Annotated in this window: 19 protein-coding genes and 1 other RNA gene; 14 read left to right on the top strand and 6 right to left on the bottom strand. The window is 43.8% G+C overall.

Translation table 11 applies throughout. From position 1 onward, the window contains the following. Positions 1-79 precede the first annotated feature (79 nt). The 3 genes from MoGM_RS05100 to MoGM_RS05090 are packed head-to-tail and all read left to right on the top strand — an operon-like array spanning position 80 to position 3,296. A complete protein-coding gene (locus MoGM_RS05100) occupies positions 80-1,681 on the top strand; it encodes a GH25 family lysozyme (RefSeq protein WP_371410503.1) in 1,602 nt (533 codons plus the stop codon). Beyond that, positions 1,681-2,058, top strand: coding sequence for a 2-amino-4-hydroxy-6-hydroxymethyldihydropteridine diphosphokinase (locus MoGM_RS05095; RefSeq protein ID WP_104369039.1), 378 nt, complete (start codon positions 1,681-1,683; stop codon positions 2,056-2,058). The genes MoGM_RS05100 and MoGM_RS05095 overlap by 1 nt, the downstream gene beginning before the upstream one ends. Beyond that, positions 2,055-3,296: a M64 family metallopeptidase gene (locus MoGM_RS05090; protein WP_104369038.1), complete on the top strand. Its 1,242-nt coding sequence runs from the start codon at positions 2,055-2,057 to the stop codon at positions 3,294-3,296. Before MoGM_RS05095 ends, MoGM_RS05090 begins: the two co-directional genes overlap by 4 nt. Positions 3,297-3,464: 168 nt before the next feature. Here the strand turns inward: MoGM_RS05090 and ssrA are convergent. Beyond that, positions 3,465-3,865, bottom strand: a transfer-messenger RNA (tmRNA) gene (ssrA, locus tag MoGM_RS05085). Between the two features lie 167 nt (positions 3,866-4,032). Here ssrA and MoGM_RS05080 point away from each other — a divergent pair. The 9 genes from MoGM_RS05080 (at position 4,033) to MoGM_RS05040 (ending at position 14,484) form a co-directional block, all read left to right on the top strand. Continuing rightward, positions 4,033-6,576, top strand: coding sequence for an SLBB domain-containing protein (locus MoGM_RS05080; RefSeq protein WP_104369037.1), 2,544 nt, complete (start codon positions 4,033-4,035; stop codon positions 6,574-6,576). Positions 6,577-6,614: 38 nt separating this feature from the next. After that, entirely contained in the window at positions 6,615-7,667 is a 1,053-nt protein-coding gene (locus tag MoGM_RS05075; RefSeq protein ID WP_104369036.1) for a chain-length determining protein, read from the top strand. Further along, positions 7,645-8,982: a lipopolysaccharide biosynthesis protein gene (locus tag MoGM_RS05070; RefSeq protein WP_104369035.1), complete on the top strand. Its 1,338-nt coding sequence runs from the start codon at positions 7,645-7,647 to the stop codon at positions 8,980-8,982. Before MoGM_RS05075 ends, MoGM_RS05070 begins: the two co-directional genes overlap by 23 nt. A 19-nt stretch (positions 8,983-9,001) precedes the next feature. Next, positions 9,002-10,192 carry an O-antigen polymerase gene (locus tag MoGM_RS05065; protein WP_104369034.1) on the top strand — a complete coding sequence of 397 codons (1,191 nt, stop codon included), beginning with the start codon at positions 9,002-9,004 and terminating at the stop codon, positions 10,190-10,192. A 101-nt stretch (positions 10,193-10,293) separates the two neighbouring features. Beyond that, the gene (locus MoGM_RS05060) at positions 10,294-11,064 is read left to right on the top strand and encodes a glycosyltransferase (protein ID WP_158249557.1); all 771 of its coding nucleotides are present in this window, start codon (positions 10,294-10,296) and stop codon (positions 11,062-11,064) included. Then, on the top strand, positions 11,061-11,771 hold the full coding sequence (locus MoGM_RS05055) for a glycosyltransferase family 2 protein (protein WP_104369032.1): 711 nt from the start codon (positions 11,061-11,063) through the stop codon (positions 11,769-11,771). The genes MoGM_RS05060 and MoGM_RS05055 overlap by 4 nt, the downstream gene beginning before the upstream one ends. 38 nt (positions 11,772-11,809) lie before the next feature. After that, positions 11,810-12,583 carry a glycosyltransferase family 2 protein gene (locus MoGM_RS05050; RefSeq protein ID WP_104369031.1) on the top strand — a complete coding sequence of 258 codons (774 nt, stop codon included), beginning with the start codon at positions 11,810-11,812 and terminating at the stop codon, positions 12,581-12,583. A 205-nt stretch (positions 12,584-12,788) separates the two neighbouring features. Then, the gene (locus MoGM_RS05045) at positions 12,789-13,916 is read left to right on the top strand and encodes a glycosyltransferase family 4 protein (RefSeq protein ID WP_104369030.1); all 1,128 of its coding nucleotides are present in this window, start codon (positions 12,789-12,791) and stop codon (positions 13,914-13,916) included. After that, a complete protein-coding gene (locus tag MoGM_RS05040; RefSeq protein ID WP_104369029.1) occupies positions 13,903-14,484 on the top strand; it encodes a sugar transferase in 582 nt (193 codons plus the stop codon). The genes MoGM_RS05045 and MoGM_RS05040 overlap by 14 nt, the downstream gene beginning before the upstream one ends. 171 nt (positions 14,485-14,655) lie before the next feature. Here the strand turns inward: MoGM_RS05040 and MoGM_RS05035 are convergent, their stop codons facing one another. Both MoGM_RS05035 and MoGM_RS05030 read right to left on the bottom strand, forming a co-directional pair. Continuing rightward, entirely contained in the window at positions 14,656-15,081 is a 426-nt protein-coding gene (locus tag MoGM_RS05035) for a lipocalin-like domain-containing protein (protein ID WP_104369028.1), read from the bottom strand. Between the two features lie 6 nt (positions 15,082-15,087). After that, complete coding sequence (locus tag MoGM_RS05030) at positions 15,088-16,674, bottom strand: capsule assembly Wzi family protein (protein ID WP_104369027.1); 1,587 nt, start codon at positions 16,672-16,674, stop codon at positions 15,088-15,090. Positions 16,675-16,927: 253 nt separating this feature from the next. Between MoGM_RS05030 and MoGM_RS13300 the strand changes: the two genes are divergently transcribed. Beyond that, positions 16,928-17,956, top strand: coding sequence for a hypothetical protein (locus MoGM_RS13300; protein WP_233210172.1), 1,029 nt, complete (start codon positions 16,928-16,930; stop codon positions 17,954-17,956). Between the two features lie 18 nt (positions 17,957-17,974). Here MoGM_RS13300 and MoGM_RS05020 read toward each other — a convergent pair whose 3' ends face one another. Beyond that, positions 17,975-18,481, bottom strand: coding sequence for a histidine phosphatase family protein (locus MoGM_RS05020; protein ID WP_104369026.1), 507 nt, complete (start codon positions 18,479-18,481; stop codon positions 17,975-17,977). Positions 18,482-18,603: 122 nt separating this feature from the next. On the opposite strand from MoGM_RS05020, the gene MoGM_RS05015 reads away from it, so the two are divergent. Further along, a complete protein-coding gene (locus MoGM_RS05015; protein WP_104369025.1) occupies positions 18,604-19,263 on the top strand; it encodes an HdeD family acid-resistance protein in 660 nt (219 codons plus the stop codon). Positions 19,264-19,741: 478 nt separating this feature from the next. Here MoGM_RS05015 and udk read toward each other — a convergent pair whose 3' ends face one another. Together udk and MoGM_RS05005 are read right to left on the bottom strand one after the other, a co-directional pair. Next, on the bottom strand, positions 19,742-20,356 hold the full coding sequence (gene udk, locus MoGM_RS05010; protein WP_104369024.1) for a uridine kinase: 615 nt from the start codon (positions 20,354-20,356) through the stop codon (positions 19,742-19,744). 76 nt (positions 20,357-20,432) lie between these two features. Continuing rightward, a complete protein-coding gene (locus tag MoGM_RS05005) occupies positions 20,433-21,017 on the bottom strand; it encodes a uracil-DNA glycosylase family protein (RefSeq protein WP_104369129.1) in 585 nt (194 codons plus the stop codon). Positions 21,018-21,023 lie beyond the last annotated feature (6 nt).

Below are 21,023 nucleotides of genomic sequence, written 5' to 3'. Positions count from 1 at the left end.
ACATACTGAAAAGCTGCGCACTCTCCATGAACATGCAAAAGGAGACTGCGCAGGTTTTTCATTCTATACTCATCAACAGATGAAAGACTATATTCTGATAAAGAAAAAAACAGCTTTCGGATGCAGCATGGCCGCCATCACATTGATGACAGCAGCCGTGGTGCTCATGTTCCGGCATCCATCCGAAACAAGACATAAGCCTGCAATAGTCGAGACAATGTCTTACAATATACTTAAAGCAAACGGAAAAAGCATATTGTTTTTCAGGGACATCACAAAAGATTCCATATTACGTGACGCCGACATAAAGCCGGACAACATCAGATACGGCAGTAAAATCACAGTGAGTGAGAAAGACTTGCACAGCATTGTCAAACGGTATAAGGCGTTCCTGAAGGACCGGCAAATCGAACTGACCGAAAAAGAAGCCGAGATGGACTACTTCATCAAGAGACACAACGTGAGGGATGAAGGATTCGACATGATTGCGAAACACTACGATAAACTGTCGGAAGAAAGCATCGCAGTGGGCAAAATAATCAACACGCTCAGCGTAATAACCGACAGTACGAGACTCGAAATATCAAGAATAGTATCACACGAAGACACCGGGCGCAAACCATACTCCGGAATATTCGTAGAGACCGACGGCGGTATATGGCGTTACGGCACATGGCTGCGCACCAAACGCGAAGGAAAAGGAATATCGCATGACGGAAAAGGCAACCTGATATGCGGCACATGGAATGCCGACACAATAGTGGAGGGACGCAGAACAGACGGGAAAGGAACATACCACGGACATTTCAACAAGGAAAAAGAAGCGGAAGGACACGGAAGTTTTGCCGCAGCCGACGGCACGTATTATGAAGGAAGATGGGTAGGCGGCTTACGAAACGGGTTCGGTTTTGAATTGGGACGCAGCCACATGAAAGCCGGCGAATGGATGAACGGCGTTTATAAAGGAGAGCGCATAAGCTATACTTCCGAACGAATATATGGTATTGACATTTCACGGTATCAACACGGAAAAGGCCGCAAGTATTATCCGATATACTGGAACAGGCTGAGGATAACCGACCTTGGACGGCTAAGCAAGAAAAACGTCAGCGGTGTGGTAAATTATCCCGTATCTTTCGTTTACATCAAGTCTACCGAAGGAATATCAATACGCAACCGCTACTATGCCGCCGACTACAAACAGGCAAGAAAACACGGCTTTCACTGTGGCGCATATCACTTCTTCTCAACCAAGACAAGCGCAACGGCACAAGCAAGATATTTCATAAGAAACTCGTTTTTCAAAAAAGGCGACCTGCCGCCCGTACTCGACGTGGAACCGACACATAAACAAATCGTAAAGATGGGAGGAGAGACAGCTTTGTTCAACGCCATACGTACATGGATGAGAATTGTGAGGCAACACACAGGCGTGAAACCTGTACTGTATGTAAGCCAGAACTTCGTGAACAAATATCTGAATGCGGCTCCCGACATTAAAAAAGACTATAATATATGGATTGCGAGATATGGAGAATATAAGCCCGACATCAAACTGATATACTGGCAACTAAGTCCTGACGGAAGAGTCAACGGAATACATGGGGACGTGGATATAAACGTATTCAACGGCTATGAAGACAGCTTCGATTCATTCATCAAAACAGAGCGTATCAAGTAATGACGGAACAGGAAATGCACGAAGTCATCATTGCACTGGGTACCAACACCGACCATAAACCCAACATGGACAAGGCTGTATGCATGCTTGGAGACATCATAACCGGAATGAGACAAAGCCGAAGGCTATGGACCACTCCGATAGACATGACGTGCGATATGTTCATGAACATGATTGTTTCAGGCAGTTGCGCCCTTGAATTGGAAGACCTTTATTCCGCCATAAAGAATATCGAGAAAAAATGCGGAAGAAACCACGATGACAAGAAAAAGCACATAGTGAAAATAGACATAGACATTCTTAAATACGACAAACGAAAAGAACATCCGGCAGACTGGGAACGGGAATACATAAAAACATTAATTAAAGAAATATGAAAAGGCTATCCAAACTGATCTTTACTGCCTTGTTGCTGTCTGCCTGCACGGCAACCAAGGCGCAAGGGTTCGATGATTACTTCACGGACAACACCTTGCGACTGGACTATATATTTGCCGGAGACACAAGCCACCAGGCAATATATGTGGACGAGCTCAACGTGATACCACGATGGTATGGCAGGCGAGACAGACTTGCGGAACTGCCATTGAAAGGCAACGGAGTGATCACTGTGAGAGACAGAAAGAGCCAACGGACAATATACAGACACTCTTTCTCCACCCTATTCCAAGAATGGCTTGCCACAAAAGAAGCGAAACAGACACAAAAATCATTCCAAAATGTTTTCCTTGTGCCATATCCGAGGCACGATGCCGATATAACCGTGGAATTACATGACTATCACGGCAATATCACCGCTACGATGACACACAGCGTTTGTCCGGAAGATATTCTGATCAGACACCTCGGCGAGCAAGACATAACGCCGTACATCACCCTGCAAACAGCTGCCGACACATCGAAATGTATACACATATCGTATGTGGCGGAAGGCTACAAGAAAGAAGAAATGGATGCTTTCATAAGCGACGCAAAGTCTGCCACAGACGCGTTATTCGCCCACGAACCGTTTAAAGCCATGCGTAACAGGTTTCATGTAACGGCGGTCATGTCTCCATCCAAGGACAGCGGAGCGAGCGAACCGGGCAAAAATATATGGAAAAACACAGCCCTGCATTCGCACTTCAACACGTTCTATTCAGACAGATACCTCACAACACTAAATATTAAAGCACTCCACAACATACTCGCCGGAACCCCATACGAGCATATAATCATACTCGTAAACACCGAAAAATACGGAGGTGGCGGTATCTATAACTCATACAATCTGTCATATACGAAAGGAAGCCACTTCAAACCGGTCGTCGTCCATGAGTTCGGCCACAGCTTCGGAGGACTTGGCGACGAATACGATTACGGCAATGACGACCCGATGTATTTTCCGGATATGGAACCGTGGGAACCCAACCTTACAACAAAGCATGGATTTAAAGGTAAATGGGAAAATCTGGTAAAAGAGAAAAAAGCAGGCTTAATAGAAGGCGGCGGGTATCAACCGAAAGGAGTTTTCAGAGGATTTGAGAATTGCAGAATGCGTACAAACGACGTTCCAGATTTCTGCCTTGTATGCCAACAGGCATTGACAAGACTCATAAAATTCTATACGGAATAAGTGAAAATATAACCTCCGGCCATCATAAACAGCCGTACGCAACACAACGAACGAGACATCAAAACTAAACCGACACTCTCGGAAAAACGGTTCAAGACACACAAAAAACCGGAGCCACATGGTGGTTCCGGAATTTTCACCTGGTTTTCCGATTTATTTCCAAGCATATTGTGGAGCTGGAGGGAATCGAACCCTCGTCCAAACAGGGAAACCATACGCTTTCTACATGCTTATTCCGGACTTCGATTTTCGAGTCGCGACAAGACCCGGACCACCGATCGCGACCTTATCCCCAAAAACTTCACCACGCCGGCGGGGCACGACGAGGCTATTCCCGATTTAACTGCACCGCTTTACCAAAGAGCTTCGGAACAACAGCTTTTGAGCGATGTCTCGTCCCTCTACCTTGTAGCGGGATAAAGCCGATAATCTACTGTACTTCGATTAGGCAGCGAGAGCATACTTGTTTTCGCCAGATAAATTTTTGACCGAATGGATTATGGAGTGTACAGCCGCCACTCCGCATGCTTACGTACCATCTCAACCCGCTGTCAAATCCAGTCAACCCCGAAATGTTACGTGCGTCTCACGCTTGAAACTTTTGCAAAGATAGGCATTTTATGCAAAACGACGGGCCTTTATTTAAATTATTTTGCTATCTTTGCAACAATTTCGTAAAAATAAAGTTATATCCTATATGGATTTATAACACAAGTCAAGGATTTCAAAAAGAAACATGAAAAAATATATCATCTCTATTTTTATGATGCTTGCGTCGGCAACGTCATCGTTCGCCCAATCGTCCATGACCGACCAGGCCGTGATGGAATACGTGATAGAAGAACACCAGAAAGGAACATCGCAATCGCAGATAGTGACACAATTGATACAGAAAGGAGTCACCATCGACCAAATACGCCGAGTGAAAAAGAAATATGAAAAGGAGACTGGCAACGAGGCGCTCGGCGCCAGAAACCTGACTACAACGCCAGGCAAGGAAGACCGCACAAGGAAAAACAACGGTGACAAAAAAACGGGAAAAGACAGGAACGTATCGAAATACCGTGTAAAGGATGGAAAAATAAAGCCGCAAACCACGCATACTTTCGATGAGGAAGACAAAGACTACCTGCTGATGCAGCGCGAACTGAACACTTTCATGCCCGACTCTGACGAGATATACGACCGCAAATATCTCGAAATGATGATGAAAGACAAAGAGAAGGACAAGAACAAGCGAAAGGTGTTCGGACGGGATATCTTCAACAATAAAGACCTCACTTTCGAACCCAACATGAACATAGCCACACCGCAGAGCTACCGGCTCGGTCCGGGTGACGCCGTGTTTATAGACATTTACGGAGCGTCGCAAAAGACTATAGAAAGCACTGTGTCACCCGACGGTATGGTAGTCATAGACGGCTACGGCCCTGTGAACGTTAGCGGACTGACAGTCGAACAGGCCAACTTGCGCCTTCGCTCGACACTCGGATCAAGATACAGCAGTTCGAAAATAACTCTCACCGTAGGACAGACACGCACGATTTCCGTCAACGTGATGGGCGAAGTAACCACACCTGGCACATACACTCTATCGGCCTTCGCCACAGTATTCCACGCACTCTACATGGCAGGCGGAATAAACGACATCGGAACACTGCGAAACATAAAGGTATACCGCAACAACAGACTCGTGACTACAGTCGACATATACGACTATATACTGAACGGAAATCTGAGAGGGAACGTGCGTCTGACAGACAACGACGTTATAGTGGTAGGGCCTTACGACTGCCTGGTCAACATTACCGGAAAGGTTAAGCGCCCGATGTTCTACGAGATGAAGAAGAGCGAGAGCGTGGGTACGCTGCTCAAATACTCGGGAGGATTCACTGGCGACGCATATAAGAAATCGATAAGACTGATACGCAAGGCCGGCACACAATACTCGGTATACAACGTGGGCGAGTTTGACATGAACTCGTTCCGCCTTGACGATGAAGACTCGCTAAGCGTCGACTCCATACTGCCACGATACTCGAATATGGCTGAGATAAAGGGAGCTGTGTTCCGCCCCGGCATGTATCAGGTGGGTGGTGACATAAACTCGGTTCGCTCGCTAATCGAGACTGCCGAAGGTGTGACGGAAGAGGCTTTCACGGCCCGAGGAGTGATGCACCGCATGAAACCCGACCGCACGCTTGAAGTGCTGTCGGTAGACGTGGCCGGCATCATGAGCGGCAGGGTGCCCGACATTCCGCTGCGCAATGAGGACGTTCTGTATATCCCAAGCAAGAAAGAACTGCTCGAGGAGCAGACCTTAACGATACACGGTGAGGTTATCTACCCCGGTGTATACAAGTATGCCGACAACGAGACGATAGAAGACCTCATATTGCAAGCAGGCGGACTTAATGCCGCTGCATCCGTGATGAAAGTCGACGTGGCACGGAGAATAAGCGATCCCAACGCCACAACATCGTCTGACACGATAGCGAGAACGTACTCGTTTGCCATAAAAGACGGCTTCGTGATAGACGGCGAGCAGGGCTTTGTGTTGAGACCATATGATGAAGTGTACGTAAGAACAAGCCCCGGATACTCAAAACAGCAGAACGTGAAAGTGGAAGGCGAAGTGCTCTACAGCGGTACATACACACTAGAAAAGAAAAGCCAGCGAGTTAGTGAGATAATAAAACAAGCAGGCGGTTTCACAAAAACGGCCTACATAAAAGGCGCACGACTGGAAAGGACAATCACTCCCGAGGAGAGGCTGAAGATGGAAGACGTGAGAAAGATGCTCATCACGCAAAGCGGAGAGAAAGATACGCTCGACACCAAGAAACTCGACTTCGGTGAGACATATTACGTGGCGATAGACCTTGACAAGGCAATGGAAAATCCCGGCAGCAACTACGACGTGATACTGCGTGAAGGAGATCGCATCATTGTACCCGAATTTTCAAGTACAGTGAAAATCAGCGGCGATGTAATGTCACCCACCACTGTGGCCTACAGAGAGGGCAAGGGCGTAAACTACTACGTGGACCAGGCCGGTGGATGGGGCAACAGAGCCAAGAAGAGCAGAACATTCATTGTATACATGAACGGAACGAAAGCACAAGTGGGCTACAAAACCAAACCGCTCCCCGGATGCGAGATTATCGTACCGACAAAACAAAAGGCTCAAAAGATGTCTGTAGCCGAAATGGTAGCAATAGGTTCCGGAACGGCTTCGGTAGCAACCATGATTGCAACAATAGCGAATTTGATTAAGTAATAAAATACAAGATACTATTTATATAACTTCTTAACGATATGAAAGAGGTAAATCAGGGACTCCCCTATTTAAGAGAAATAAATATAGCGGAACTGATAAGAAAAATAATAAAGGGTAAAAAATATTTTCTATTTACTCTACCGATTGCATTGGTAATAAGCAGTCTTATTGTTATTTGTATTCCAAGGACATATATCTGTGAAGTGAAACTTGCTCCGGAATCAAGTTCTCCGAACATCGGTGGTTTAAGTTCTATTGCATCCTCGCTTGGCATGAACATCGGAAACATGACAAATCAAGATGCAATAATACCAGAATTATACCCTGACCTCATGAAATCGACCGATTTCCGTGTGAGTATGTTCGATGTAAAAGTAACAACAAAAAACGGGAAAATTAACACAACATACTTTGACTATTTGAAAAACAATCAAAAATTCGCATATTGGGATTATGCCATTATTTGGATATTATCAAAGTTCACTAAAGATGAAGAAGAAATATCCGGAAATGGACAGTCAAATAAAGTTAATCCGTTCATGATGTCAAAAAGCCAAAACGACATTGCAAAGATTATTGAAGGAAAGATAAAATGCAATGTTGATAAGAAAACTGATGTCATCACAATAAATGTAGAGGATCAAGACCCGCTTGTCTGTGCAACTATTGCCGACTCCGCAAGAGTGAAATTACAACAGTTTATCACTAATTATAGAACAAGTAAAGCAAGAATAGACCTTGCTTATGCTAAGAGACTAAACATTGAGGCAAAGCAATCATACCTAAAAGCGCAAAAACTGTATGCAGCCTATGCTGACGCCAATGAAGGACTGGCACTTGAAAGCTTTAAGGCGAAACGTGACGAACTTGAAAATGAAATGCAATTGTTATTCAATAATTATCAGCAGACAGCTCTACAACTGCAATTAGCAAAAGCGAAACTTCAAGAACGTACTCCTGCTTTCACCACGCTGCAAAGCGCATCGGTACCATTACGTCCATCAAGCCCTAAAAGGATGTTTTTTGTAATGTTCTGGCTCTTCGTGACATTTTGTGGAACCTCTATTTATGTTTATAGAAAAGATATTTAAGGGAGACCCAAGAACTTCCCTTGTGAAAAAAAACATACTATATTCTTTTCTCATCAAGGGATGGAGTTGCATCATACAACTCCTTTTAGTTCCATTGACTCTTAATTGCCTCAATCAATATGAATATGGAATATGGCTCACCATCAATTCTATACTTATATGGATTGATTCTTTCGATATCGGTCTTGGAAATGGATTGCGTAACAAACTTGCAGAATCCATTGCTATCAATGACATACACAAAGGCCAAATACAAATCAGTACCACATTTGTAATGCTCATTATGATAATGGTGCCTGTGTTCATCGCAGTATACTTATTTATAACATATAACAATTGCCATACATTGTTGAATGTCAATCCCGACATAATACCAAATCTTAAAGGTATTTTGATACTTTCATTTGCTATTATCTGTATGACATTTGTATTCAAATTCATCGGAAACATTTATTTGGGATTACAATTACCGGCCATAAATAATCTACTGATTGTCTCCGGTCAGACAGTATCCCTAATAGGAATAGCTATATTGAGTAAAACAGAAGTCTCATCATTATACAGTGTTGCCTGTATATATACACTTTCTCCATTATTTGTGTATATAATATCATACCCTATAACATTCACAAAATATAAATATTTAAGACCCCGTATAAGACTATTTGATAAAACTGAACTAAAAGGATTATTTGATTTAGGTATAAACTTTTTCATGGTACAATTAGCAGGTATCGTAATTTTTTCATCATCTAATGTTCTTATATCAAATCTCTTTTCACCGTCAGAAGTAACTCCTTATCAAATATCATATAGATATTTCAGCCTTGCGATAATGATATTTACCATCATTGCCGCTCCATTATGGTCTGCAACAACCGATGCATACTCCCATAAAGATATGGAATGGATAAAAAAAACATTAAGAAGAATGAGGGTAGTTATGTTGTTGTTTTTCGTATGTATAGGAATAATGCTAACATTATCACAAATAGCATATAATATCTGGATTGGAAAACAAATAAACATTACATGGGAAATGTCAACATATATGGCACTATACATAATTATACTCATATACAGCACATGCTATTCGAATATGCTGTTTGGAATTGGGAAAATAAGATTAATAACGATTATAACAATCATAGAAGCCATTATATATATACCATTGGCAATATATCTCAGTAAACATTTGGGTATTGAGGGAGTGGTATTGGCTTTAATTACAGTAAATATTATATGTGCTATTACAAATAACATCCAATTGAACAAACTGCTGACGGGAAAGGCTGACGGGATATGGAATAAATAACATAACCGAAAAGAAAAACATGCTGACAAATATTGTATTTTTAATAATAATCTTTTCACTGATTGTGACAGTATCACTGATATTAAAACATCAAATACTGTCACCATGGAGCATAACCCCATTTATATGGGCAGTAATTCTGTTTCTTTATATTTGTGTCAAAGATGAATTATATGCTGTTCCAACGCAATTTGTTACCGGAATAACGATATGGGTTCTTACATTCTCAGGAGCATCATTCATCGCTTACAGTTTTTTTCCAAAATATAAAAAAAGACCTTGGGCTGTGTGTGAGAAAAATGTGGATATAATTACATTAATGACACTGATTCTTGTCCCTTTTGCCGTATATAAAGCTATACAACATGCCGTTATGATGGCTTCTCCAGAAGGATTGTTTTATACTTTAAGAGAACAAGCCGTAAATCCTGAAGAAAATCAATTAGGTATTGTTAAATATTTCATTTATGTGATAAACGTGCTATTAATTATAGAGCTAAATCGTGATAAAATCAGAAAAAGGAGATTGTCATTGATTGTAATTTTATGCATACTGTTTTTCATTGCAACAATGGCTAAATTAACATTACTAATGTATATATTCTCTGGCCTATACATATTATACAATAAGAAAAGGATTTCTCTAAAACCAATTGCCTTATTCATCTTTTTCATCATATCATTGGTTCCCATAATGCAATTATTGCGCCAAGGAGGAGACAATAATACAGACGGTGAAATGATTGGAAATATTCTTTTGATTTATACAATATCATCAATCATTGCATTCGGAACAATAACACCATATTCTTCCATGCAATGGGGAGAAACGACATTCCGTCCTTTCTACAATATATTGCATGGTCTCGGATTTAATGTCATGCCGACTGAGGCTTTGCAGGACTTTGAACTTGTTCCAATGCCAACCAATGTATATACTGTAATGTTTCCATACTACAAGGATTTTGGTTTTGAAGGTATCTTTATATTCGCATTATTAGAAGGGATTGCCATCGGTGCAATATATAAATACTCAAAGAGTGGATGTAATATAATGACATATTTGTATGCTTACATATTTACATTGCTGATAATGCAGTTTTTTGATGAATTGATAATGCAAGGCATATCAGCTATATTGCAAACAATAATAATAATAATAATATGCCACACAAATATCAGTTTACGTAAAAAAACATTGAATGTATAGTATTAAACAATACAATACACGTAATAGAATATATAAAATAATTTATTTAACTTTGTAATAATTCACAAGAAATGCGTATCTTTCCAATAATAGTAACATACATGACAGATATAAAGGATTGTAATACTTATAAATCCCTTATATGTCATTATGCGGAAAGACCAATGTTAATATATGACAACTCACCTATACCCATAAACGCAAAATACAAGAACAAAAAAACTTTGTATTTCCATGATAAAAATAATGGTGGCGTCTCACGCGCATATAACTACGGAGCAAAAGAAGCCAAACGGCTTGGATGCTTTGATTTTATATTGTTACTGGATCAAGATACAATCTTTGAAAAAGATTATATAGATAAATTGGAAAATTGTGTGAATATATACAAAGATATAAATGTTTTCGTACCGAAAATCAAATATGGTAAAAATCGTTCTTTCTCACCTGTACTGTTCAAATATATGACATTGAAAGGTATTGATATTGAAAGTGGAATTTTATCACTAAACAAGTACATTCCGGTAAATAGTGGTGCATGCATTAATCTAAATTCTTTTATAACCGTATCCGGATATAATGAGAAAATAAAACTCGACTTTGCAGATTTCGATTTTTTCATGAGATTGAAAAAATACTCAGATAAATTCTTTCTCATGGATAGTACGGCTTTTCAAGATTTCTCTAACGAAGAAACTGATACTGAGAAACTTTTCTGCCGGTATATATTATATATAAAAGGAGCGCTTAATACATCTTTCAAATCAAAGTGTTCATTCCATGTCCTGAGACACACAATATCACTGACATTACGAACAAAAAAGTTCATTTTCATAAAATATTATATTAATAAATACTTATTCAAGAAATGATTTCAGTTTGTATAGCAACATATAATGGAGAAAAATACATTAAAGAGCAAATAGCATCTATCCTGAAACAGCTGGAAGAAAAAGATGAAATTATCATTTCGGATGATGGCTCTGACGATGAAACCATCAATATCATAAAAAGTTTCCAAGACAAAAGAATTACAATAATAGAAGGACCACATAAAGGTTCACCTATATGGAATTTCGAAAATGCATTGAAACGAGCAAGTGGAGACTATATATTTCTTGCCGATCAAGATGATGTTTGGCTTGAAAATAAAGTTTGTATCATGATGGAAAATCTAAGAAAATACGATTGTATCATAAGTGATGCCATCGTAGTTGACGGTAATCTGAACCAAACATCACCATCTTTCTTCCATTCAAACAAAACAAAAACAGGTATCACATATAATCTTCTAATCAAAAACGGTTATTTAGGATGCTGTATGGCTTTCCGAAGAAATATACTTGAAAGATCTCTTCCTTTCCCGAAAAATATACCAATGCACGATATTTGGATAGGAAATGTTGCCTCCTCAAAATATAAAGTAAAGTTTATATCCGATAAACTGATTCTGTTCAGAAGACATGGGCATAATAATTCAACTACTGCAAGTAAAAGTGATTATTCCATAATCCAAAAGATAATGTTCAGAATAAATATAATAATGGATATTATCACTATGAATAAGAAAAGTAAATGACAATAATGTCGTAACCGACAGGAAAAGAACAACCAATAATGAAGATCTCGATAATCACCATAACATATAACAGTGCGGCTACCGTCGGTGACACGATAAAATCGGTGCTGTCACAGACATACAAGGATATTGAATATATTGTCATAGACGGCAACTCGTCTGACGGGACACAAGAGATACTCCGCAAGGCACAGCCGGAATTCGAGGGACGCATGCGTTATGTATCAGAACCTGACAAAGGTATCTATGACGCGATGAACAAAGGCATCGCACTATGTACAGGTGATGTTATAGGAATACTCAATTCCGATGATTATTACACATCGGACGATGTTGTGGAGCGCATCGCCCACGAGTTTTCACGCAATGACATAGACGCCGTATATGGCGACATACACTTCATCCGAGACGGAGAACCGGACAAAATCACGAGATATTACTCATCAAAACTGTTCCGCCCGTTCCTGCTCCGCTTCGGTTTCATGCCGGCCCACCCTTCTTTTTATGTCCGTAAACAAGTATACGCTGATTATGGCGGCTATGCCACCGACTATAAGATAGCGGCCGATTACGACATGATGGTGAGACTTTTTCACAAGCACCACATAAAAGCCAAATACATATCGAAAGATTTTGTCACCATGCGCACAGGCGGACTGAGTACAAAGAATGTCAAGAACCGACTTATCATAACACGCGAAGACGTGATCGCATGCCGCCGGAACGGGATGTACACGAACACCGCTTTCATCTCGGTGAAGTATCTTTACAAGATTTTCGGTTTTCTCTTTCCCTCCCGTAAACAGGCGTAACGTCAAAACATTTCATTCCGTTAACCGCCATATCCGAGGGAATTTATTATTACTCAGATTGTTATCGGTCAACATGCACATACATACGGAAATATACCGCCACATCGTTTGTACGCAACAGAGTAACCAAGTTGAAAAGTTTTCCTTTTCTTATACAATATTTAGACCACATATATAGTTATATATTTAACAACTGCTCTATTGTATGAATAGATATATACTATATATATTAGGATCATTTTTTGTAAGTTTTATATGCGGGGTCGTATTCATTCCCATCATAAACCGTTTCTGCAAAAAACGCAAACTGTATGATTTGCCTGGCGTGCGGAAGATACACAAGACAGGCATCCCACGCCTCGGGGGCATCAGTTTCCTGCCAAGCATGATTGCGGCATTCTTTCTTGCCATGTCCGTTTTCAACACCGTTGGTACAAACGGACAAATAACGATAAGCCTGTGGTCCTGCTTTTTCTTTGTAAGCATGATTATCATATATACTGTCGGTTTCGTAGATGACGTCCTCGGACTTAACGCCAGGACCAAGTTCATCTTCCAAATCATCGCCGCCAGTATCCTGCCACTTTCCGGATTATATATCAACGACCTGTACGGTCTCTTCGGAATACACGACATCCCGTTTTTCATCGGTGCTCCGTTCACCGTACTCACTATAGTGTTCATAAACAACGCCATAAACCTTATCGACGGTATAGACGGCTTGTCAGCCGGGCTTTCACTCATCGCCCTCATGGGCTTTCTTGTCTATTTCATGCTCGGCGGCATCTGGGTTTACAGCATTCTGATTGCCGGACTCATGGGAGTGCTCATATCATTTCTTTATTTCAATATCTTCGGAACCACAGAAAAGGGCACAAAAATATTCATGGGCGATTCCGGCAGCCTCACGCTTGGCTTCATCTTGAGTTTCCTTTTGGTAAAACTGTCAATGAAAAATCCCGATGTAATAACCCTGCCGCACAACAACCTGCTTCTTGCCGGCAGCCTGCTCATAGTGCCGATATTCGATGTTTTCAGAATCACGTTCGTGCGGTTGAAACACGGAAAAGCCATATTCGATGCCGACAAGAACCACATACACCATAAAATAATGCGCACAGGGATGAGCCAGCACAATGCCCTCATTCTCATTCTTGGACTCGCATGCTTTTATATCATCCTGAACATATCAGCATACAACTATCTCGATTTCAGCATGATACTGATTACGGACATCATGATATGGGTCTTGTTTCACCTGACTATAAACCACTATATAAAGAAAAAAGGCGGAGAAGTCTTTTATATTGAAAAGGAATATGACGATAATTAAACGTTTTTTTGATATTGTTTGCTCTCTTATCGGGATAATTTTCTTTATCCCCGCATACATCGTTATATACATAATACTGAAAATCACAAGCCGAGGCCCCGCCATATTCAAACAGGAAAGAATAGGAAAAGGCGGCAAACCGTTTGACATCTACAAGTTCAGGACAATGGTTCCGAATACCGAGGAAGACGGGATACCGCTCCTGGCCGAGGTTAACGACGAGCGACTGACAACGTTCGGGAAGTACCTTCGCGAGCATCATATCGACGAACTGCCACAGCTATGGAACGTACTGAAAGGCGACATGTCGTTTGTAGGCTACCGCCCGGAGCGCAAATACTTCATAGACAAGATCATGATCCAACGCCCCGATTATGCCGAGCTATACCGTATGCGGCCTGGAATAACCTCCATGGCAACCCTCTACAACGGATATACAAACACTATGGAGAAGATGATAAGACGGCTCGACATGGATCTCGACTATCTCAACAACTTCTCGTTGCTGCTCGACATGAAAATAGTGGCAAACACGTTCCTTTCCGTTATCGCCGGAAAGAAATTCTGAAACACCCAGTAATACAATACGGATATAAGGTTAATACACAGCCTGAAAACATTTGAAGATACACTGCATGCACGACAGTACGGAATACCAATATCGCTGAAACGATAAAAAATCCGTATCTCCACACTTGTTTTTTGTCTATCCCCAAAACCGTTCAAGCCATTACACGGCTCAATACTTTCTGAACCGTAGCCTCAGAGTCTTCGATTTAAGAACCATCGTGCCGCCATCAAGTTGAGATACACCGAAACGCTCCTCCAACTCGTTTATACCTACAGGTCTGAGCAGCTCCACATCATCAATCACTATATCGGAAGAATCGCGGTTGTCTATATACGGTTCCGAGAGGAACAGCGAGTCACCGGAATGATTGAAGCGCAGGAAAGCCGACACATGGTTTATCTTCTTCACAGACATCATCTTGTTCTGGAACGCCCAGTATACACCGCTTTCACGCATGTCTGCCGATGTTCCCGTAGCCAGTGTGTCCACGCTCTTCAACTGCCAGAAGCCATCGAGATCGCCATTACCGGATGTTTCAAGCTCGCAGGCCGCGAACGCCCCGCACGCAAATAATAAAAAGAATATCTTTTTCATCTCGTTCTATTTCCTAAAATTCAGCAACCCTCTCTTCGTCACCGTCAATTGCACGCCATAGTTGTCGCCGAGCAGTTGTCCCTTGTCCATTCCGAACGCCGCTTTAACACTCCAACCGTCAAGCCTCGTACCCTCGGCAAAAGTGTAAAGAGCCTCGGCCATCACACTGATATTGTCACGCGGGTCCGGATACGGATTGTTATACTGCCCGAATCCCCTTTGATATGTAGCCAGCAGACGATAGCTGAGGTCATAAGACGGTTCACCGCCTATTCCGAGGTGGAAAGCGTAGAAACGGTTGTTCTTCACCTCTATTGTTCCGTCTCCGTTATATATAGGCGACGTATATAGCGGGTTTCCCATCACCTGCCCCCAGTGCTGCCACCCTGTGAAGATGGAATGATTGTAGTAATTGTCGTTCCCCCCTATATGGTCTGATATATTCACGTTTCTGTCATGATATATAGGTCCGCTCTGATACTTTGAGTACAGATACTCAAAGACTATGTCATTGACGTACAATCTGTTTCCCTTCAGTTTCAGTTCCATTCCAAGCATCATGTCTTTCAGCGAGTACAACAGATAGCGGCGCTTCTCCTTCACGTTCCAGTTATCACCTGTTCCATATCCGTCGTAGTCAAGATGGAACATTGCCGACTGGTCCTCGAAATAGTGTTCGGCATAAAATCCCAGATACCAGTTCTCGTAATCGAAGTTCAGTCGCATCATCCATGTGCCGAGTTGATTACCCGACATGTTCCGATACACATCTTCCGGAGCGTCAGAGCCTCCGGGGATGAACACGTTCCAGAAAGCTTTAATGCCGCCGTCGTTCTTTACCTCATTCCGCAAACCGCCTTCAACTCCACCCACGTTATACGACGTGCCGCCAAACTGCGCCGCCATTTCCAGCCCAAGTTCAAGAGATACGGGAAGAAAACGGTAGCTGTTTCCGATCTTGATGTATCCGGCCTTGCTGTGATACAGCGTGTTTGAAGTGTATTTAGTCTTGCCCTGCGTGAAGTCGAGCTGCCATCCTCCGTCGGTAGTCATGCCGTAAGCGATATGTCCTTTCAGGCTCACCCACCCGTTTGTGAACGGCAACGGCCAGTATTGTGGCAGCGCTATACGCACCTGCGGAACAGGCCGTGCGTTTATTCCGAGCGCCTGCGAGCCGCTGCTCAACTTTCCGTTCTTCAATTCCATGGGATATTCCTTGCTTCCTACGGTCAGTACTCCCCTATGCCACCGCCCCTCGACAAAAGCCTGCTGCACTATGGCCTTGCTCGTATAGCGGAACGCTCCGGCCACGTCTATGCCATAGCCCACTCCCCATTTTCTCGCCGAGTCGACGGCAAGAGGTCTTATCACTCCCGCCCTGACATGGCCGTTATACTTTTCAAGAGAGCTGAGACCATATTTGTTGGCGTTCAACCACAACGGGGTGCGGTCTCCGTGGGTAGCCGAAGCCTCGGCCGACACTTTATATTCAAGTCCGTCAAGCAACGTTCTCTCCTGCTGCGCATGAACCGCCATGGCATGACACGAGAAAAAGGCGACCGCCGACAACAACATTTTTATCGTTCTGTTCATGATTGAGTCTTTACTGTTGGCTTAATTCTTTTTCCGGTAATAGTAATAACACATCACCCGAAGACGAATTATAACTTCTGCAAAGGTAGTGAAAAAACAGCACTTTACATCCATAAAATACGGCAAATATGCCATGATAGGGATTTTCCCACCTCCATTTAGGGAAAATCCTTTGCCGGAACGAAGAAATATCCGTTACTTTGCCACTGAGAAAACAAACAACGATGTTTAACCCATATAAAACCATACGATTATGAAACGGATGATAATAGCGATAATGGCAATGCTGACAATAACGGTATCGGCCACGGCGATGAGTTACGACCAGGCACGGAGAGAGGCCCTCTTTCTCACGGACAAGATGGCCTATGAACTCAACCTGACAAATGAGCAGTATGACGCCGCATACGAGATAAACCTCGATTACCTTATGGGTGTCACCGGGCGCGACGATGTTTTCGGCACATACTGGACACGACGCAATCTTGACATCAGCTATATTCTGCTCGACTGGCAGTGGAGAGCTTTCAGGGCGGCCACATATTTCTACCGTCCGCTATACTGGCACGGCGGCTACTGGCGGTTCGGGATCTACGCCCGCTATCCCAGACGAGATTACTTCTACTTCGGTCGCCCCACGGTATACATATCATACAGAGGAGGACACAGTTGGCGAAGCAACGGCGGACGCAGCTACTATCACGGACGCAAGCACGACTTTCACCGCGGCGACGGGCATCACGGCATGCGAGACAAGTGGGACAAAGGCGATTTCAACAAAAACAACGGACACGGAAAACTCAGTTCGACGCACGTGACAGCAAAACGAGGCGACAAGCACAATACCGACAAGCACATCAACGGTAACGGGAAAAACGGTAACGGATTTGGCGGAAGCCGTACTAACGTGACATTAAAAGACAACAAAACGAACATAACAACAATAAAAAAGCGCACGCTCGACCTGAACAAGGAAAGCCACACGACAACCGTAAGCGGCAAACACCCAGGCTTCAGCATAAGCAAAGGAACGGACATCCGCAAAAAAGAAACAACCGGCTCACGCATTGACAACCTCAACCGCAACACGGGCAAGCTCGACAGAAACATGCCGACGATGAAACAAAACACATCCAAAATTAGCAGAAGCACGCCTACCGTCAACAAGAGTGCCACGAAAATGAGCAGGCACTCATCGGCAGGAGCGGCGATGAGGGGAGGCGGAAACGCCGGCAAGAGTCACGGAGGAGGAGCAAAAGGCCGCTTCGGAGGCAGCAGATAGCCCTACCGACATGAAGCGTCAGAACACCAGCACCCTGACCTCGGCATTATCCATGCGGGCTATCCCACTCATAGGCCTGCCGTGACAGACGGCCTGGACAGCCTTGTTTATTATCCCATGCCCCACGGCCAGTACACACTTTCCTGGATATTCTCTCTTTATATAACCGATAAAACGGCGGGCACGCTCACAGAGGCTGTCCGCCGTTTCCACGTTCTCGGGCCACGGCTCGTCTTTCAGATCGGGAATATACCTGCCCGTGAAATCGCCCCAATCACGCTCGCGCAGCAGCGGTGTCACGGCGACTGCCATCCGGCGGCGGCCGGCTATTATGGCGGCCGTATCGAAAGCGCGCCTCAAATCACTCGACACAAAAGCGTCTATGTGCGTGCCGTCGAGCCGTTCGGCCAGTTGCCGAGCCTGCCTCTCCCCCTCCCGGCTCAGCCGTCCCTGTGTCTGCCCCTGCATTATCATGGCCGCATTGTCTTCCGTCTCACCATGCCTTACAAGATATAGAGTTGTCATAATCAATGTTTTTATTCTGCAAAAGTAGTAAAATAATTACTTTTTCATATTTATATTGCGTACTTTTGCAAACGATATCGACGCACAGACACGTCATTTTCAAAAACTTAAACTTTACAACAATGAAAGCAATACAAAGCAGTATTTTCCGTGCGATATGCTCGATAGCAGTGGGAGCGTTACTGATAAAATATCCCGACGACACTGCCGTGTGGCTCACAATGGCAATAGGAGGCCTGTTCCTTCTGTCAGGCATAATATCGTGCATTTCTTATTTTTTCGTGACAAGGCGTGACGACACGGCAACGGTCTTCGACAGCGACGGACGGGTGATTGCCTGCAACCGCCCCACATTCCCCATTGTGGGAGTGGGCAGCGTGGCCCTCGGTCTGCTGCTCGTCATCTCTCCCGCCATGGTGATTAACTTCCTGTCTTACATACTCGGTGGAATACTCATCCTCGGCGCCATCAACCAGATGCTCAACATCATCGCCGCAGGAAGGCTCGGCCGCATCACCCCGGCTCTATGGATAAGTCCGGTGCTTGTGCTCATCATTGGAATGATAGCCATCATCAAACCCATGTGGATAGCGGGAGCGCCGCTCGTGATTATCGGCTGGTGCCTGCTGCTCTATGGAGTGACAGAGGTGGTGAACGAGTTGAAAATAAACGCTCACCGCAAGAAAATAGAACGATACATGGCCAAGGGGCGTAAACTTGACATCGATGATGCCGTTGAAATAAAAGATAATGCCACAGAGATAAAAGACGATGCACAATGAGCCGGAGAATGGGCTATGATTACCGGAAGCAAAGCCTGATCTCAACGTGCGGATGTAATGATAAAGTCACGGATTTAACACTTCGTTTTTCCGTGAAATAGAAATGCCCGCACGCTACGCATCACTATACGCTACGCGATAGCACATTGAAACCTACACTTCCAGGCAACCGTTTTTACGCAACGGGATACTCGTTGGAACGCGTTTAGCAGGTAAACGCAATGCGTTTAGCGGCTCGTTGGCTTCCAATAAGCACCCCAATGCAAACCAATAAGCATCTAATTGATAAAAAGTTCCGCTCAGACGGACATACAAAAACAGGTCAAATCGTTATGATTTGACCTATTGCTCTTATTGCCAGTCAGTTACACAAAAACGTCTAAAACCCGCTTATTTGCGGCCACCGGTTTTATATTTTAAAACAAACGAAATATGAGGAGCACTTTGTAAATATTATTCCGAGTGTTTCCAATATATTTCATATTCTTGTCACTATGCCTTCTATGTATGCTTTCAGAATGCTTATGCCCGTCTTGTTGTCTCCTCCCTGAGGCACAATCAGGTCGGCATACTTCTTGGTCGGCTCTATAAACTGCTCGTGCATCGGCTTGAGCACGTCGAGATAACGGTCTATCACCATCTCAACGGTACGTCCGCGCTCCACCACGTCGCGACGGATATTCCTTATCAAACGCTCGTCGGGGTCGGTGTCGACGAATATTTTAAGATCCATCATCTCACGCAACTTTTTGTTCAGAAGTGTCATTATGCCCTCGATTATTATCACGGGCTTCGGCTCCACATGCACCGTCTCCGGCAGCCTGTTGCACTTGATATACGAATATGTAGGCTGCTCGACGGCATTTCCCGATTTGAGCTGCCTGATATGTTCGGTGAGCAGTTTCCAGTCGAACGCATCAGGATGGTCGAAGTTTATGGCATGCCGCTCTTCCTCTGTCATGTGCGATGTGTCGTTATAATACGAGTCGAGAGGCACCACTGTCACATAATGAGGCGGACAGGCCTCGGCTATTTTTCTCACGACGGTGGTTTTTCCAGAACCGGTACCGCCGGCTATTCCTATTATAGTCATTGTTTGAGATTGTTTTCAAGTTATCTTTTTCCATATCGCCCCTGTCGTAAAAGCGGCAGGGGCACGTACTTGCTCGTCATAAAGCGTCGGTAAGCCCAAGATAGGCGAACACCCTGTCATAATACCCGGCCTTGCGCTCTACACGCATTGGATATGCCCGTGAGGAACTGGGCATGCGGTAGAGCCTAATATCCCTTCCACTGAAATTGAAAACGGCATACTCTCCAACCTTTGGAGCCGCGATGCCGTAGTGTGAACAGAAAGTATCCGTAGCCAACTGCCCGGCCGTAATCACGGCACGGCACAGAGGCAGGGCCTCGAGCATACCGTCGAGGTCCGAAGGCTCTATTATTTCCAGATCTTTGTCGGAGGCGGTGTTCTTGGTTCGGCATACCTTCTGAGCCGTATCGAAAAGGGCTATTCCCTTACTTCGCAGGAACGGGACGATGGCATCGAGATCGAAACGCTTCTCTTCACCGATGACAAAATGTGATTTGTCTCCGAAAAAGCAGATACCGAAAATACGCCACATGTCGTTAAGATAGTTGGGGTAATAGAAAGGCATGCACCACCGTTTCTCTGCCGGTGGAAACGTCCCCAACATAAGCAGGCACGCATCTGCCGGCAGAAAAGGCTCGAACGGGTGTGTCTCTATCGTCATGTCGCC

This window comes from Prevotella sp. MGM1 (assembly GCF_002933775.1).
Taxonomy (GTDB): Bacteria; Bacteroidota; Bacteroidia; order Bacteroidales; family Bacteroidaceae; genus Prevotella.
The sequence above is the reverse complement of the archived record's forward strand: the minus strand, read 5'-3'. Positions and strand labels throughout refer to the sequence as shown.

Coding starts and splice junctions, on each gene's coding strand:
- MoGM_RS05100 (WP_371410503.1), top strand. CDS start 80: ATGAAAGACTATATTCTGATAAAGAAAAAAACAGCTTTCGGATGCAGC.
- MoGM_RS05095 (WP_104369039.1), top strand. CDS start 1,681: ATGACGGAACAGGAAATGCACGAAGTCATCATTGCACTGGGTACCAAC.
- MoGM_RS05090 (WP_104369038.1), top strand. CDS start 2,055: ATGAAAAGGCTATCCAAACTGATCTTTACTGCCTTGTTGCTGTCTGCC.
- MoGM_RS05080 (WP_104369037.1), top strand. CDS start 4,033: ATGAAAAAATATATCATCTCTATTTTTATGATGCTTGCGTCGGCAACG.
- MoGM_RS05075 (WP_104369036.1), top strand. CDS start 6,615: ATGAAAGAGGTAAATCAGGGACTCCCCTATTTAAGAGAAATAAATATA.
- MoGM_RS05070 (WP_104369035.1), top strand. CDS start 7,645: ATGTTTATAGAAAAGATATTTAAGGGAGACCCAAGAACTTCCCTTGTG.
- MoGM_RS05065 (WP_104369034.1), top strand. CDS start 9,002: ATGCTGACAAATATTGTATTTTTAATAATAATCTTTTCACTGATTGTG.
- MoGM_RS05060 (WP_158249557.1), top strand. CDS start 10,294: ATGACAGATATAAAGGATTGTAATACTTATAAATCCCTTATATGTCAT.
- MoGM_RS05055 (WP_104369032.1), top strand. CDS start 11,061: ATGATTTCAGTTTGTATAGCAACATATAATGGAGAAAAATACATTAAA.
- MoGM_RS05050 (WP_104369031.1), top strand. CDS start 11,810: ATGAAGATCTCGATAATCACCATAACATATAACAGTGCGGCTACCGTC.
- MoGM_RS05045 (WP_104369030.1), top strand. CDS start 12,789: ATGAATAGATATATACTATATATATTAGGATCATTTTTTGTAAGTTTT.
- MoGM_RS05040 (WP_104369029.1), top strand. CDS start 13,903: ATGACGATAATTAAACGTTTTTTTGATATTGTTTGCTCTCTTATCGGG.
- MoGM_RS05035 (WP_104369028.1), bottom strand. CDS start 15,081: ATGAAAAAGATATTCTTTTTATTATTTGCGTGCGGGGCGTTCGCGGCC.
- MoGM_RS05030 (WP_104369027.1), bottom strand. CDS start 16,674: ATGAACAGAACGATAAAAATGTTGTTGTCGGCGGTCGCCTTTTTCTCG.
- MoGM_RS13300 (WP_233210172.1), top strand. CDS start 16,928: ATGAAACGGATGATAATAGCGATAATGGCAATGCTGACAATAACGGTA.
- MoGM_RS05020 (WP_104369026.1), bottom strand. CDS start 18,481: ATGACAACTCTATATCTTGTAAGGCATGGTGAGACGGAAGACAATGCG.
- MoGM_RS05015 (WP_104369025.1), top strand. CDS start 18,604: ATGAAAGCAATACAAAGCAGTATTTTCCGTGCGATATGCTCGATAGCA.
- udk (WP_104369024.1), bottom strand. CDS start 20,356: ATGACTATAATAGGAATAGCCGGCGGTACCGGTTCTGGAAAAACCACC.
- MoGM_RS05005 (WP_104369129.1), bottom strand. CDS start 21,017: ATGACGATAGAGACACACCCGTTCGAGCCTTTTCTGCCGGCAGATGCG.